Annotated in this window: 11 protein-coding genes and 1 pseudogene; 3 read left to right on the top strand and 9 right to left on the bottom strand. The window is 72.9% G+C overall.

Going from position 1 to position 14624, the window contains the following annotated elements; all coding sequences use genetic code 11:
• Positions 1-505, top strand: a 505-nt coding sequence (locus AC3ET4_RS15030; RefSeq protein ID WP_431949336.1) for a hypothetical protein, incomplete at its 5' end; no start/stop codon positions are given.
• A gap of 376 nt (positions 506-881) precedes the next feature.
• Here the strand turns inward: AC3ET4_RS15030 and AC3ET4_RS15025 are convergent.
• The 6 genes from AC3ET4_RS15025 to hrcA all read right to left on the bottom strand — a co-directional run bounded on the left by AC3ET4_RS15025 (position 882) and on the right by hrcA (position 8644).
• Positions 882-1796, bottom strand: a complete 915-nt coding sequence (locus AC3ET4_RS15025) for a ribonuclease Z (protein WP_431949334.1) — start codon at positions 1794-1796, stop codon at positions 882-884.
• A gap of 6 nt (positions 1797-1802) precedes the next feature.
• Positions 1803-2162, bottom strand: a complete 360-nt coding sequence (locus AC3ET4_RS15020) for a histidine triad nucleotide-binding protein (protein ID WP_431949332.1) — start codon at positions 2160-2162, stop codon at positions 1803-1805.
• A gap of 106 nt (positions 2163-2268) precedes the next feature.
• Positions 2269-5541, bottom strand: coding sequence for a S41 family peptidase (locus AC3ET4_RS15015; RefSeq protein ID WP_431949330.1), 3273 nt, complete (start codon positions 5539-5541; stop codon positions 2269-2271).
• A 96-nt stretch (positions 5542-5637) separates the two neighbouring features.
• On the bottom strand, positions 5638-6375 hold the full coding sequence (locus tag AC3ET4_RS15010) for a 16S rRNA (uracil(1498)-N(3))-methyltransferase (RefSeq protein ID WP_431949328.1): 738 nt from the start codon (positions 6373-6375) through the stop codon (positions 5638-5640).
• Positions 6376-6491: 116 nt separating this feature from the next.
• The gene (gene dnaJ / locus AC3ET4_RS15005) at positions 6492-7628 is read right to left on the bottom strand and encodes a molecular chaperone DnaJ (RefSeq protein WP_431949326.1); all 1137 of its coding nucleotides are present in this window, start codon (positions 7626-7628) and stop codon (positions 6492-6494) included.
• The gene (hrcA, locus tag AC3ET4_RS15000) at positions 7628-8644 is read right to left on the bottom strand and encodes a heat-inducible transcriptional repressor HrcA (protein WP_431949324.1); all 1017 of its coding nucleotides are present in this window, start codon (positions 8642-8644) and stop codon (positions 7628-7630) included. The genes dnaJ and hrcA overlap by 1 nt, the downstream gene beginning before the upstream one ends.
• A 208-nt stretch (positions 8645-8852) precedes the next feature.
• Here hrcA and AC3ET4_RS14995 point away from each other — a divergent pair, with 208 nt between their 5' ends.
• Together AC3ET4_RS14995 and AC3ET4_RS14990 are read left to right on the top strand one after the other, a co-directional pair.
• Positions 8853-9587, top strand: a complete 735-nt coding sequence (locus tag AC3ET4_RS14995) for an MBL fold metallo-hydrolase (protein ID WP_431949322.1) — start codon at positions 8853-8855, stop codon at positions 9585-9587.
• A gap of 30 nt (positions 9588-9617) precedes the next feature.
• A complete protein-coding gene (locus tag AC3ET4_RS14990; RefSeq protein WP_431949320.1) occupies positions 9618-10448 on the top strand; it encodes a DUF3097 domain-containing protein in 831 nt (276 codons plus the stop codon).
• Here AC3ET4_RS14990 and AC3ET4_RS14985 read toward each other — a convergent pair.
• The 3 genes and pseudogenes from AC3ET4_RS14985 to AC3ET4_RS14975 form a co-directional block, all read right to left on the bottom strand.
• Positions 10432-11003: pseudogene (locus AC3ET4_RS14985) on the bottom strand (Uma2 family endonuclease). The gene AC3ET4_RS14990 and the pseudogene AC3ET4_RS14985 sit on opposite strands and share 17 nt — an antisense overlap.
• Positions 11004-11121: 118 nt before the next feature.
• Entirely contained in the window at positions 11122-12354 is a 1233-nt protein-coding gene (hemW, locus tag AC3ET4_RS14980; protein ID WP_431949318.1) for a radical SAM family heme chaperone HemW, read from the bottom strand.
• A gap of 318 nt (positions 12355-12672) precedes the next feature.
• Positions 12673-14550 carry an AMP-dependent synthetase/ligase gene (locus AC3ET4_RS14975; protein ID WP_431949316.1) on the bottom strand — a complete coding sequence of 626 codons (1878 nt, stop codon included), beginning with the start codon at positions 14548-14550 and terminating at the stop codon, positions 12673-12675.
• Positions 14551-14624 lie beyond the last annotated feature (74 nt).

The following is a 14624-nucleotide window of genomic DNA, read 5'->3' as shown; positions in this document are numbered from 1 at the left end:
GACCGATACCCACCCCGCTCAGCCAGAAGCCAACCCACAGGACAACGACAAGCTGACACGGTCAGCAGCACCACCCCCCTCATACCTCGACGGACCCCGGCCCACCGTGGATGAGCCAGGCGGGCCTGAGGCGCGAGTCTCGCGTGCCCTCGCGGGTCATTCAGCTCGGTCCGCCAAGCATCCAGCCCGGTTCACCGCGCCAGACATCACCGGCCTGACCCCAGCCGACGCCATCCGACTCGAACAGCCCATAACAGACACCTCCGTCACCGAAACCATCAACAACGCCACTCAACAGGCCACCCGTCAGATCCAGCACACCATCGGCCACCCAGCAGGCTGGGGCCTGACCGACACCGACATCCTGCTGACCGCCCGCACCGAAGGACTCCCCGTCTGGCTGACAATCGCCCAAGGCATCGCCGACACACTCGAACACCGAGTCAAACTCCTCATCAGAACTGAAACACCACAACCCCTCGAAATCTGCCCAAAAAGCACATAAGGTACGACAAGTAAAGGGAGAAACGCCGGTTCTGAGGCACTGCCGGCATGGGGCTGACCCGCCACAGAAGAGGTGCGGCCCCCCTCACCCGCACGGGAGGGGGGGCCCGCGCCACGCCAACTGTCCGCCGGGGTACGTGCTCTGGTGCACGCCACCGGCGACGCGCACCAGGCCAACGCGCTCACCGTCAACAGCCGGGGCGAACCTGACGATCACGAGCGCACGTGTTCCCCTTGTGCGATCGCGCACGCTCAGCCAGTTCCGGCCCCCTGCAGAAGGCAGCCAGCGAGGAGAGGCCGTCCGAAGCCCAGGTGAACAGTCGACCTCTCGATCCCCACGACCGCAGACTGCCGAACCAGCCGAATGAGATGAAATTCTAAGTGTGGCGGCGCTTAGGCACGGCGACCCGGCCGAGGTCCTGGGCGACGGTCAGTTCGCCCTCGAACCCCGCGTCCCGCGCCTGGCGCTCGAAGTCCGCCGGGTCGGTGTAGCGCTGCGAGAAGTGCGTGAGCACCAGGTGCCGCACGCCGGACTCCGCCGCCACCCGCGCGGCCTGGCCGGCCGTCAGGTGGCCGTGCTCCTCGGCCAGCGCGGCGTCCTCGTCCAGGAAGGTCGACTCCATGACCAGCAGGTCGCAGCCTTCGGCGAGGGCGTACACCGCCTCGCACAGCCGGGTGTCCATCACGAAGGCGAAGCGCTGTCCCGGGCGCGTCTCGCTCACCTCGGCGAGCGTCACGCCGTCCACCTCGCCCTCGCGTTGCAGCCGGCCCACCGCCGGGCCGGTGATACCGCGTGCCGCGAGGCGCTCCGGCAGCATGCGGCGCCCGTCGGGCTCGACCAGTCGGTAGCCGTACGCCTCCACCGGGTGCGACAGCCGGCGTGCCTCCAGCCGGAAGGCATCGGAGTCGACCAGCATCGCCGCCTCGCCCGCCACCGGTTCCTCGCGCAGCCGCACGGTCTCCCGGTAGGCGGTGGCATAGCGCAGCCGGTCGAAGAAGCGGCGGCCGGACTCGGGGTAGTGGGCCGTCACCGGGTGCGGGACGCGGTCGAGGTTGATCCGCTGGATCACCCCGGCGACGCCCAGGCTGTGGTCCCCGTGGAAGTGGGTCACACACAGCCTGGTCAGGTCATGCGCCGCCACACCGGCCCGCAGCATCTGCCGCTGCGTGCCCTCCCCCGGGTCGAAGAGGATGCCCTCGGCGTCCCAGCGCAGGAAGTAGCCGTTGTGGTTGCGGTGCCGGGTCGGGACCTGGCTGGCCGTGCCGAGCACGACCAATTCACGTGCGGACACCGTCGGTTACCCGGGCGGCCACTCGAGGCCGCGGCCGCCCAGCACATGGGCGTGGGCGTGGAAGACCGTCTGGCCAGCCCCCGCGCCGGTGTTGAAGACGATCCGGTAGCCCCTGCCGTCCACCTTGTCCCCGGCGGCGACCTCCCCGGCCTCCCGCAGCACGTCCGCGGCGAGCTGGGGCGCCTGGGCGGCCAGCGAGGCGGCGTCCGGGTAGTGCGCCTTGGGGATGACCAGGACGTGCGTCGGCGCCTGGGGGTTGATGTCGCGGAACGCGACGGTCGTCTCGGTCTCCCGCACGACGGTCGCGGGCACGTCTCCCGCGACGATCTTGCAGAACAGGCAGTCCGCCTGCGGTTCTCCCGCCACCTGACGCCTCCGTCCAGGGTTGATCGGTCCGTCCCGCATGCTACCGGGGCGCCCCGCGGCGGCGCGTCGCCACGGGGCCCGGTCGCGCCGGGCCCCGCTCCCGCTGCTACGGCAGCGGGGGCGCGGTACGGGCCGGGTTGGCCTCCAGCGCCTCCAGGGCGAGCCGGACGGCCTCGTCGAGCTGCGGGTCGCGACCCGCGGCCGAGTCCTGCGGGGTGTGGACGACCTCGACGTCGGGGTCGACTCCGTGGTTCTCCACGTCCCAGCCCACGCCCTCCAACCAGGTGGCGTACTTCGGCTGGGTGACCAGCGTGCCGTCGACGAGGTGGTAGCGGGAGTCGATGCCGATGACGCCGCCCCACGTCCTGGTGCCCACCACGGGCCCGATCCCCAGCGCCTTGATCGCCGCGTTGACGATGTCGCCGTCCGAGCCCGAGAACTCGTTGGCGACGGCCACGACGGGCCCGCGCGGCGCGTCCAGCGGGTAGCTGAAGGCGGGCAGCCCGCGCGGCAGGTCCCAGCCCACGATCCGCCGGGCCAGCTTCTCCACGACCAGCTGCGAGGTGTGGCCGCCGCGGTTCTCCCGCACGTCCACGACCAGCCCCTCCCGGACGACTTCCACCCGCAGGTCGCGGTGGAGCTGCGCCCAGCCGGAGCCGACCATGTCGGGCACGTGCAGGTACCCCAGCCGGCCGCCGGAGAGCTCGCGCACGTACGCCCGGCGCCCGGCGACCCAGTCGTGGTAGCGCAGCGGCTCCTCGTCCTCGATGGGCACGACGACGACATGGCGCGCCGCACCGCCGTCGGCCGGTCCGACGGTGAGCTCGACGGGCTTGCCCACGGTGCCGAGCAGCAGCGGACCGGGGCCGGCGAGCGGGTCGACGGGCCGTCCGTCCACGGCGAGGATGGCGTCGCCCGCCCGGACCGCCACACCTGGCGCGGCCAGCGGCGAGCCGGCCCGCGGGTCGGAGGTCTCCGAGGGGAGGACCTGCTCCACGCGCCAGACGCCGTCCACGCCTCGGGCGAGGTCAGCGCCGAGCAGGCCCTGGCGGTTCAGCGCGTCGCCGCGGCCGCCGGGCGGGGTGACGTAGGCGTGCGAGGTGCCGAGCTCTCCCGCCACCTCCCAGAGCAGGTCGACGAGGTCGTCGTGGGTGGCGACCCGCTCCAGGACGGGCCGGTAGCGCTCGCGCACCCCGTCCCAGTCGACGCCGCCCATGTCGGCGCGCCAGAAGTTGTCCCGCATCAGGCGGTGGGACTCGTCGTACATCTGGCGCCACTCGGCCTGCGGGTCCACCGTGACGCGGACCCGCGAGAGGTCGACGGTGACGTTGCCGTCGGTCTCGTCGTCGGACGGCGTCGACTTGCGGTCGGCCGCGGCCACCCGCAGCCGGTTGCCGGACGTCACCAGCACCTTGCTGCCGTCGCCGCTGACGGCGTAGTCGTCGGCGTCGTCGGCGATCTCCTCCACGCGCAGCTGCCTGAGGTCGTAGCGCTCCAGCGCCGTGGACGGCGCCTCGGCGTCGGGCGAGGCCAGGCTCGCGCCCAGGACCCCGCGTACGGGGTGGCGCAGCCACAGGACGCCGTCCTTGGCCGTGCGCAGCGTGGAGTAGCGGGACGCCTCGACCGGGAAGGCCACGATGCGGTCGCCCAGGCCCTCGGTGTCCACCTTGGTGGCCGGGGTCCGGGGCCGGTCCTCGCGGTCCTCCTTGCGGGAGTCCTTCGCTCCCTCGTCCGGGCCGCGGTCGTCGCCGTCCTTGTCCTCGGCGGAGGAGTCGACCGGCCGCCCGTGGCGCTGCGGGCCGAAGGGCGAGGGCGTGGTGGCGGCCAGGGTGATCAGGTGGGGGCGGCAGGCGCCCAGGAAGGCCATGTCGAAGACGTGCTCGTCGTAGACGGGGTCGAAGGAGCGCTCGGAGAGGAACGCCAGGTGCTTGCCGTCGGCGGTGAAGGCCGGCGAGAAGTCCCGGAAGCGCAGCGGGGTGGCGTCGATGACGGTGAGGTCGGCGGTGGAGGCGAGCTTGAGCTGGCGCAGCGGGTCGGGTCCGGCGTGCGACCAGGCCAGCCAGGCCGAGTCGGGCGAGAAGGCGAGGCCGGTGGCGTGGCCGTGCTCGCCCTCCACGACGGTGCGGACCTCACCGGTCTGCGCCTCGACGAGCAGCACCCGCCCGTCGTGCGAGGCGACGGCGATCCGGTGGCCGTCCGGGGAGACGGCCATGGCCAGTACCCGGCCGAGCCGCCCCGCGGCCAGCCGGCGGGGCGCGGTTGTGCCGGTGCCCGCCGCGGGAGCGATCTCGAGCGCGTCCTCGCCCTCGGCGTCGGTGACCCAGACGACCTGCTGGTCACCCTCGCCGCCGAACACCCGGGGCAGCCGCGTACGCACCCCCGGCTCGGCGGACAAGGCCCGCGCAGGGCCGCCGCGGTGGGTGACCCAGTGCGTGGTGCCGCGGATCTCCACCGCGCTGCCGCGGCCGGTGTGGTCGGGGCGCGCGTCGCCGAGGTGGTGGGCCGCGTGGATCGGGTGCGGCTGGAGATCGGCGCGCTGGCCGCCGAGGCGCACCTCGACGGGGCGGGCCCGCGCTCCGTCGAGGTCGTCCAGCAGGAACAGCCGGCCCGCGCTGCTGTAGATGACGCGGGCGCCGTCGGTGGCGGCCTGCCGCGCGTAGAAGCCGCCGTCCGCCACGGCGGTGTGGCGGCGCAGGTCGCCGCCGTCGGGAAGGCTGGAGTAGACCGCGCCGACACCCTCGTGGTCGGAGAGGAAGGCGATCCTGCCCCCCACCCACATCGGGCACTCCAGGTTGCCGTCCAGCTCGGCGTGGATCCGCTCGAACTCCCCGTCACCGGTGCGGTCGATCCACAACTTGCCCGCGGTACCGCCCCGGTAGCGCTTCCAGGCCGCCGCCTCACGGCCCATCGTGGCCGACAGCAGCAGCACCGCTCCGTCCGGACCGTGGGCGACGCCTCCGACCGGCCCGTACGGCAGCGTCGAGGCGGGACCGCCGTCGACCGGGATCGCCCGTGCCCAACTGCGGCGCGTCGACGCCTGCCCGTACGTACTGATGGCCAGCACCTCGCCTTCCGGGGTCCAGCCCCGCACCGAGGTGCGGGTGCCCCAGTACGTCAGCCGCTTCGACGGCCCGCCGTCGGCGGACGCGACGTGCACCTCGGGTGCGCCGTCCCGTGCGGAGGTCCACGCGATGAGCGTCCCGTCGGGCGAGAACCGCGGATGGTTGACCGGCATGTTGTCGGCGCTGACCCGCCAGGCCCGGCCGGAGCCGTCCAGCGGGGCGGCCCAGACGTCGTCCTCTGCGGTGAAGGTGATCAGTTCACCGTGCAGATGCGGAAAGCGGAGGTAAGCGGGGTGCGAAGGTTGCGGCTGTGTCACGTTGTCACATTAACCACCTGCCGCTGCGCCGGTCAGCGATTTACGATCTCGTGGCCCTGGAGGGGGACATGCGTGGGCATACCCCCGGCGGCGCCGTCAGCCCCAGCGTCCGGTGCGGCCGAGCAGGAGGGCGGTGGCGGCGACACCGGCGGTGGAGGTGCGCAGCACGCTGGCGCCGAGGCGGTACGGCTTGGCCCCGGCCGCGGCGAAGGCGTCGAGCTCCTCCGGGGAGACCCCGCCCTCGGGGCCGACGACGAGCACGATGTCGCCCTCGGTCGGCAACGGGGCGGTGGCGAGCGGCTCCGCGCCCTCCTCGTGGAGGACCGCGGCGAACGCGGCGCCGGACAGCAACCCGACCAACTGACGCGTCGTCAGCACGTCGGCGACCTCGGGAACCCTCAGCCGCCGGGCCTGCTTGGCCGCCTCGCGGGCGGTGGACCGCCATTTCGCCAGCGACTTGGCGCCCCGCTCGCCCTTCCACTGGGTGATGCAGCGCGCGGCGGCCCACGGCACGACGGCGTCGACGCCGACCTCGGTCATGGTCTCGACGGCCAGTTCCCCGCGGTCGCCCTTGGGCAGCGCCTGGACGACGGTGATCCGCGGGCGGGGCTCGGCCTCCTCGCGCAGCCCGGCGACGGCGACCTCGAGGGTGTCCTTGCCGTCGACGGCCGCAACCGTGCCGTACGCGCCGCGTCCCAGGCCGTCGGTGAGCACGATCTCCTCCCCGACGCGCAGCCGGCGCACGGAGACCGCGTGCCGCCCCTCGGGACCGGAGAGCGTGATCCGGTCCGGGCCGAGCGTGCCGGGTTCGACGACGAAGACGGGTGCGGTCACGGCGCGGTCCTCGGAGAGCGGGTGATCAGGGCGGCCATGCGCCCATCGTTTCACGGCGCAGGGCGGCCCGCGGTCCAGGGTGGCGCGCACCCCGGCCGCGGGCTCCCATACCGGGCCTACCGGCCGTTGAACGCGTCCTTCAGACGGGAGAACAGCCCCTGCTGGCCCGGCTGGAACTGCCCCATGGGCCGCTCCTCGCCGCGCAGCTTCGCCAGGCGGCGCAGCAGCTCCTCCTGCTCCGGGTCGAGCTTGCCCGGGGTCTGGACCTCGACGTGCACGATGAGGTCGCCCCGGCCACCGCCCCGCAGGTGGGTGACGCCGCGCTGGTGCAGCGGGATCGACTGGCCGGACTGCGTCCCGGGCCGAATGTCGATCTCCTCGAGCCCGTCCAGGGTCTCCAACGGGACCTTGGTGCCCAGCGCCGCGGCCGTCATCGGGATGGTGACGGTGCAGTGCAGGTCGTCGCCGCGCCGCTGGAAGGCCGGGTGCGGCAGCTCGCGGATCTCGACGTACAGGTCGCCGGCGGGGCCGCCGCCCGGGCCGACCTCGCCCTCGCCCGCGAGCTGGATGCGGGTGCCGTTGTCGACGCCGGCCGGGATCTTGACCGTCAGCGTGCGCCGCGACCGGATCCGGCCGTCCCCCGCGCACTCCGGGCACGGGGTGGGGACGACGGTGCCGAAGCCCTGGCACTGGGGGCACGGCCGGGAGGTCATGACCTGGCCCAGGAAGGACCGCGTGACCTGCGACACCTCACCGCGCCCGCGGCACATGTCGCACGTCTGCGCGGAGGTGCCCGGAGCGGCGCCCTCGCCGTGGCAGGTGTTGCAGACGACGGCCGTGTCGACCTGGATGTCCTTGGTCGTACCGAAGGCCGCCTCGTCCAGCTCGATCTCCAGCCGGATCATCGCGTCCTGGCCGCGCCGGGTGCGCGAGCGCGGGCCGCGCTGGGACGCCGTGCCGAAGAAGGCGTCCATGATGTCGCTGAAGTTGCCGAAGCCGGCGCCGAAGCCCCCGCCCGCGCCCCCGCCGCCGTTGGCGGACAGCGGGTCGCCGCCGAGGTCGTAGACCTGCTTCTTCTGCGGGTCCGAGAGCACCTCGTAAGCGGCGTTGATCTCCTTGAACCGCTCCTGGGTCTTCGGGTCCGGGTTGACGTCCGGGTGCAGCTCTCGCGCGAGACGGCGGAATGCCTTCTTGATCTCGTCCGGGCTCGCGTCGCGGCGCACGCCGAGAACGGCGTAATAGTCGGTGGCCACTACGACTCCGCCAGGATCTGTCCGACGTAACGTGCCACTGCGCGTACCGCTCCCATCGTTCCGGGGTAGTCCATGCGGGTCGGTCCGACCACGCCGAGTTTCGCAACCGCCTCGTCGCCCGAACCGTAGCCGACGGAGACGACGGATGTGGAGTTCAGGCCCTCGTGGAAGTTCTCGTGACCGATTCTCACCGTCACACCCGAGTCCTTCGCCTCGCCCAGCAGCCTGAGGAGCACCATCTGCTCCTCGAGCGCCTCCAGCACCGGGCGGATCGTCAGCGGGAAGTCGTGCCCGAAGCGGGTCAGGTTGGCCGTGCCACCGAGCATGATCCGCTCCTCCGTCTCCTCGACCAGGGTCTCCAGCAGTGTGGCGAGGACCACCTGCACGGACGGCCGGTCGTCGGGCTCGAAGCCCTCGGGGAGGTCCTGCACCAGCGGCGGGACGTCGCTGAACCGGCGCCCCACCACCCGGCTGTTCAGCCGGGCGCGCAGGTCGGCCAGCACGGTCTCGCCCACCGGTGCGGGGGCGTCGACCAGCCGCTGCTCCACCCGTCCGGTGTCCGTGATCAGCACCAGCATGATCCGGGCCGGGGCGAGCGCGAGCAGCTCCACGTGGCGCACGGTCGAGCGGGTGAGCGACGGGTACTGGACGATCGCGACCTGCCGGGTGAGCTGCGCCAGCAGGCGGACCGTGCGGGCCACCACGTCGTCGAGGTCGACGGCGCCGTCCAGGAAGTTCTGGATGGCGCGGCGCTCGGCGCCGGACAGCGGCTTGACGCTGGTGAGCCGGTCGACGAAGAGCCGGTAGCCCTTGTCGGTCGGCACACGGCCGGCGCTGGTGTGGGGCTGCTGGATGTAGCCCTCCTCCTCCAGCACGGCCATGTCGTTGCGGACGGTGGCCGGGGACACTCCGAGGGCGTGCCGCTCGGTCAGCGCCTTCGAGCCGACCGGCTCCTCGGTGCCCACATAGTCCTGGACGATGGCGCGCAACACCTCCAGCCGTCGTTCGCTGAGCATCGCGCACCTCCAGTCACTCGGTCACCGTACGGGTCGTGTCGCCCCCCGCGGTCTGGCACTCCGCTTCCCTGAGTGCCAGCTTTCCCCAAGTCAGTGTAAGGCGAGGTGGCAAGACCTCGGCAAGGCCGCCCCCGGGTCCGTTCCGGGGAACGCCCCCGACCGGCACCGTAGCGGGCGCGGGGGCACGTCGCGGGGATACCGTCGCGTTGTGGAGACCACACCGACCGCGCCGGGCTCCCCCGGCGGCTGGGAGCACCTCGCACCGGGAGTCGCACGGCGGCGGCTGCCCTTCCTCGACGTGACCGTCGGAGTCGTCGTGGGCGACGACGGCGTGCTGCTGATCGACACGGGTTCCTCCGTCCCCGAGGGCGCCGGCCTGCGCCAGGAGGTCCGCGAGCTGACCGGGCGGGACGTGACGGACATCGCACTCACCCACGGCCACTTCGACCACGTCTTCGGCACCGCCGCCTTCGAGGACGTCCAGGTCTTCGGTGAGATGACCCTCGGCGCCTACCTCGAACGCGAGCGGTCCTCCCTGGCCGCCGACGCCGTCGGGCACGGAGTCGACGAGGAGGAGGCGGCGCAGGCGGTGCGGGCCCTGGTGTACCCCGGACACCTCGTGGTCGGCTCCTATGTGCTCGATCTCGGCGGCGACCGCCAGGTACTGCTGGTCCACCCAGGCGACGGACACACCGCGCACGACCTGGTGGTGGTCGTGCTCGGCACGCCGGCCGTGGTCTTCTGCGGCGACCTCGTCGAGGAGTCCGGTGAGCCCCAGGCCGGGCCCGACGCCGCCCCGCAGGCCTGGCCCGCGGCCCTGGACGAACTGCTGCGGCTGGGCGGCGAGACCGCGCTGTACGTGCCGGGGCACGGCGCCGTCGTCGACGCCCGCTTCGTACGCGCCCAACGGGACGCGCTCGCCGCCCGGTTCCCCTCCGCCTGAGCGCGCGGCGGCGCGGTTACGATCCCAGGCATGCGCAGCCGCAGCTACGACCCCGACCTCACCCCGCCGTGGAAGCGGCCCGCCGCGCCCGCGCCCGAGGTCGCGGCAGAACGGGACCTGGTGGTGGAGGAGGTGTCCACCGGCTTCTGCGGCGCGGTCGTCCGCTGCGAGAAGACCGCCGAGGGCCCGACGGTCACCCTGGAGGACCGCTTCGGCAAGCACCGCGTGTTCCCGATGACGCCCCGCGGATTCCTCCTGGAGGGCCGCGTGGTCACCCTCGTGCGACCCTCCGCCGCCGCCCCCGCGGCGGGCCCCCGGCTGACCGCCTCCGGCTCCATCGCCGTCCCCGGCGCCCGCGCCCGGGTCGCCCGGGCGGGCCGGATCTACGTCGAGGGCCGGCACGACGCGGAACTGGTCGAACGCGTCTGGGGCGACGACCTGCGCGTCGAGGGCGTCGTCGTCGAGTACCTGGAGGGCGTCGACGACCTCCCCAGCGTCGTCGCGTCCTTCGCCCCCGGCCCGGACGCCCGGCTCGGCGTGCTCGTCGACCACCTCGTGCCCGGCAGCAAGGAGTCCCGCATCGCGGCGGAGGTGACCGGCGAGCACGTCCTGGTCGTCGGCCACCCCTTCGTCGACGTCTGGGAGGCCGTGAAGCCCTCCTCCCTCGGCATCCCCGCCTGGCCGGCCGTCCCCCGCGGCCAGGACTGGAAGACCGGCGTGTGCCGGGCCCTGGGCTGGCCGGAGAACACCGGCGCCGCCTGGCAGCGCATCCTGGGCGCCGTCCACTCCTACAAGGACCTGCAGCCGGAGCTGCTGGGCCGCGTGGAGGAACTGATCGACTTCGTCACGGCCCCGGAGTGAGCCCGGGCAGGACCTGGAACGACGCGGTGTCGAGCGCGACGTCCACCACCGGCAACCGCACCGTCTCGCCGAACTTCCAGGTCCGCTCGGCCCGGTAGTCGGCCTGGTCGCCGGTGCCGACGGGCTCGGTGAGAACGACGCACTCGGCGGCAAGGGGATCGATGATCAGATAGACGGGCACTTTCCCGGCGGCGTAGATCGACCGCTTGACGACGTGGTCGCGGTGAGCACTGGTCCGGGAGACGACTTCGACGACCAGGGTGACGGCCTCGGACGGCAGAGGCGCCCCGAGGAGGGCCCCGCGCCGCGCTCGAGGACCACGAGGTCCGGCTGGGGTTCACTCGCCTCCCCGGGAATCGCGATGTCCTGCGCCTGCAAGCGCCTCCACCGTGTGCGGGGGAACTGGTCGATCACCGCGTCGACGATGTCGTTGTGGACCAGGTCGGGCCCGGCCATCATCACGATCTCCCCCCTGAGGAGCTCGACCTTGACCCCCTCGGGAACCTGGAGGTTCTCGAAGAAGTCAGTCATCCGGCGATCATCCACAGCGGTCATCTCCGTGGCCCTCCGCTTCCCGCCGCCGCTTACGCGGAGGCGTCTTACGAACAGCGTAGGGAGGCACTGCCGGGATGCGCAGCGCTTCACTCCGCCGAGTGAGCGGACAGGCCGGGGCTCAGTCGACCAGGTCCCTGACCACCGCGTCCGCCAGCAGGCGGCCGCGCAGGGTGAGGACGGCACGGCCCTCGCGGTAAGGCCCCGGCTCCAGGAGGCCGTCCCCTACCGCACGCTCCGCGGCCTCGGCGCCCGCCGGGGCCAGCACGTCGAGCGGGCACCCGTCGGACAGCCTCAGCTCCAGAAGGATCCGCTCCACCCGGCGGTCCTCCGCCGCCAGCAGCTCACGTCCCGCCCCGGGACTGCGGCCCTCGGCGAGCGCCGCCGCGTACGCCGCCGGATGCTTCACGTTCCACCAGCGCACCCCGCCCACATGGCTGTGCGCGCCCGGGCCGGCGCCCCACCAGTCCGCGCCGGTCCAGTACAGCTCGTTGTGGCGGCACCGGGCCGCCTGCGAGGTCGCCCAGTTCGACACTTCGTACCAGCCGTAGCCGGCCGCCGCCAGACGCTCCTCCGCGATCAGGTAGCGGTCCGCGTGCACGTCGTCGTCCGTCATCGGCACCTCGCCGCGCCGGATCCTGCGGGCCAGCTGCGTGCCCTCCTCGACGATCAGCGCGTACGCCGACACATGGTCCGGCCCCGCGCCGATCGCGGCGTCCAGCGACGCCCGCCAGTCGTCGTCCGACTCCCCGGGCGTGCCGTAGATCAGGTCCAGGTTGACGTGCTCGAACCCCGCCGCGCGCGCCTCCGCCACGCACTGCTCGGGCCGGCCGGGCGTGTGCCGGCGGTCCAGCACCTGCAGCACGTGCGGGCGGGCGCTCTGCATCCCGAACGAGATCCGCGTGTACCCCCCGGCCCGCAGCTCCTCGAGGTACGCCGGGTCCACCGACTCCGGGTTCGCCTCCGTCGTGACCTCCGCGCCCTCCGCGAGGCCGAACTCCTCCCGGATCGCCCCCAGCATCCGGGCCAGGTCCGCGGCCGGCAGCAGGGTCGGCGTCCCGCCCCCGACGAAGACGGTCTCGACCCGGCGCGGGTCGTCGCCCAGCACCTTGCGGGCCAGCCGGATCTCGTCGATCAGGGTGTCCGCGTAGTTCTCCCGGGATGCGAGCACACCGCCGGTGCCGCGCAGCTCGGCGGCGGTGTAGGTGTTGAAGTCGCAGTAGCCGCAACGGGTGGCGCAGTAGGGGACGTGCAGGTAGAACCCCAGCGGGCGGGCTTCCACGTCACGCAGGGCGGTCGGCGGGAGCGCGCCGTCCTCGGGCATGGGCTCCCCGTCGGGAAGTACGGATGGCATGCGACCCATTGTCCGCCATCCCCGCAGAACGCCGGGCCGGCCGCCCGGCAGCGTGTGCGGTGCCCTGGACGGTCGGCCCGGTGTCCGGGTGGTCCGCGCCTCGGCGGGTGCCCCCTGCCCGGGGCCCGGCGCGGTCGGCGCGGGTCTCGCGCCTGTGCCGGGCCCGGCCGGGTCTTCGTCCCGGCGCACCGCACCCGCGGGGCGGCGGCCGCTCGCGGCGGGCGGCGCGGGCGGCGGCGATCCGGCGGGACCTCGCGGGCGTGGAACCCGCGCAATTCGATCGAGCCCGCGCGTGAGGCGCCGCCCGGCGCTCGCCGCTCAGTGTTCCCGCGTGCCGGCGTACATGTCGTCGATCAGGTCCTTGAACTCCCGCTCCACGACCGGCCGCTTGAGCTTCAGGCTCGGCGTGAGGTCGCCGTGCTCCACGTCCAGGTCGCGGGGCAGCACACGGAAGGTCTTGATCTGCTGCCAGCGCTGGAGGTCCTCGTTGACCCGCCGCACGTAACCGTCCATCAGGGCCCGCACCTGCTCGGAGCCGACGACCTCCGCGTAGGGCTTGCCCTCCAGCCCGTTCTCCCGCGCCCAGCCGAGGATCGCGGGCTCGTCGAGGGCGAAGAGGGCGGTGCAGAAGTTGCGGTCGGCGCCGATCACCAGGACGTTGCTGATGAACGGGCACGCCGCCTTGAACTGGCCCTCGACCGCGGCCGGCGCGATGTACTTGCCGTTGGAGTTCTTGATGATGTCCTTCTTGCGGTCGGTGATGGTGAGGTAGCCGTCCGCGGAGAGCTCCCCGATGTCACCGGTGTGGAACCAGCCGTCCGGCTCCAGAACTTCGACCGTCTTGTCGGGCAGCCCGTGGTAGCCCTCCATGATGCCGGGGCCGCGCAGCAGGATCTCCCCGTCCTCGGCGATGCGGACTTCGGTGCCGGGCAGCGGCTTGCCGACCGTGCCGGTCCGGTAGGCCTCGCCGGGGTTGACGAAACTGGCGGCGCTGGACTCGGTCAGGCCGTAGCCCTCCAGGATGTGGATGCCGGCGCCCGAGAAGAAGTAGCCGATCTCCGGGGAGAGGGCGGCGGAGCCGGAGACACAGGCGCGCAGTCTGCCGCCGAAGGCGTCGCGGAGCTTGGCGTACACCAGGCGGTCGGCGACCGCGTGCTGGGCGGACAGGCCGAAGGGGGCGCTCGCCTTGCCGGTGCGACGGCGGTTGTCCTGGGTGACCTTGGCGTACTCGCGGGCGACCTCGGCGGCCCACTTGAAGATCCGGTACTTGGCCGCACCGCCGGCGCGGGCCTTGGCGGCGACGCCGTTGTAGACCTTCTCGAAGATGCGCGGGACGGCGGCCATGTAGGTGGGCTGCACGACCGGCAGATTCTCGATGATCTTGTCGACGCGGCCGTCGACCGCGGTCACATGGCCGATGGTGATGTGCCCGGCGAGGAGCACCTTGCCGAAGACGTGCGCCAGCGGCAGCCAGAGGTACTGGATGTCGTCGGCCTGCAGCAGGCCGTTCGCCTGGATCGCCCTGGCCATGTACGCCCAGCAGTCGTGCGGCAGCCGCACGCCCTTGGGGCGGCCGGTCGTGCCGGACGTGTAGATGAGGGTGGCGAGCTGGTCCTTGGTGATCTCGCCCACGGCCTTGCGGACGGCCTCGGAGTTCTTCTCCAGGTAGACCTTGCCGCGCTGCTCCAACTGGGTCAGCGTCAGCGCCCAGCCGTCGTCCCCGACGTCGGCGCCTTCGGCGTCGACGACCACGACGTGGGCCAGGTCGGGCAGTTCGGCGCGGCGCCCGGCGACCTTGGCCAGTTGAGCGGCGTTCTCGGCGATCAGCACCCGGCTGCCGGAGTCGGCCAGGATGAAGGCCGTCTCGTCGGCGTTGGTCGTCGGGTAGACGGTGGTGGTCGCCGCACCGGCGCAGAGCACCCCGAGGTCGGCCAGGATCCACTCGACCCGGGTGGTGGAGGCGATCGCCACCCGCTCCTCTGGGCGTACGCCGAGGTCCATCAGGCCCGCGGCGACGGCGTGCACCCGCTCCGCGGCCTGCCGCCAGGTGAGCGACCGCCATGACTCGGCGCCCCCGTCCGCCGACGCCACCGGGAAGCGGTAGGCCTCGGCATCCGGCGTCTGCTCGACGCGCTCCAGGAACAGGTTCGCCACGGAGGGCGGCCGGTTCTCGATCAAAGTCTGCGTGTCGGTCACGACAACCTCCGGAGGCCCGCCTCTTTGCTGGGTGACTCGTGAGTAACCACCGAGTGGTGATCAGGGTAGGGAAT

The sequence above is a fragment of the Actinacidiphila sp. bgisy167 genome (assembly GCF_057707665.1).
Note: the sequence above shows the minus strand (reverse complement) of the source record. Positions and strands in the feature narration are given on the sequence as shown.

Coding starts and splice junctions, on each gene's coding strand:
- hemW (WP_431949318.1), bottom strand. CDS start 12,354: ATGCCATCCGTACTTCCCGACGGGGAGCCCATGCCCGAGGACGGCGCG.
- AC3ET4_RS14990 (WP_431949320.1), top strand. CDS start 9,618: ATGCGCAGCCGCAGCTACGACCCCGACCTCACCCCGCCGTGGAAGCGG.
- hrcA (WP_431949324.1), bottom strand. CDS start 8,644: ATGCTCAGCGAACGACGGCTGGAGGTGTTGCGCGCCATCGTCCAGGAC.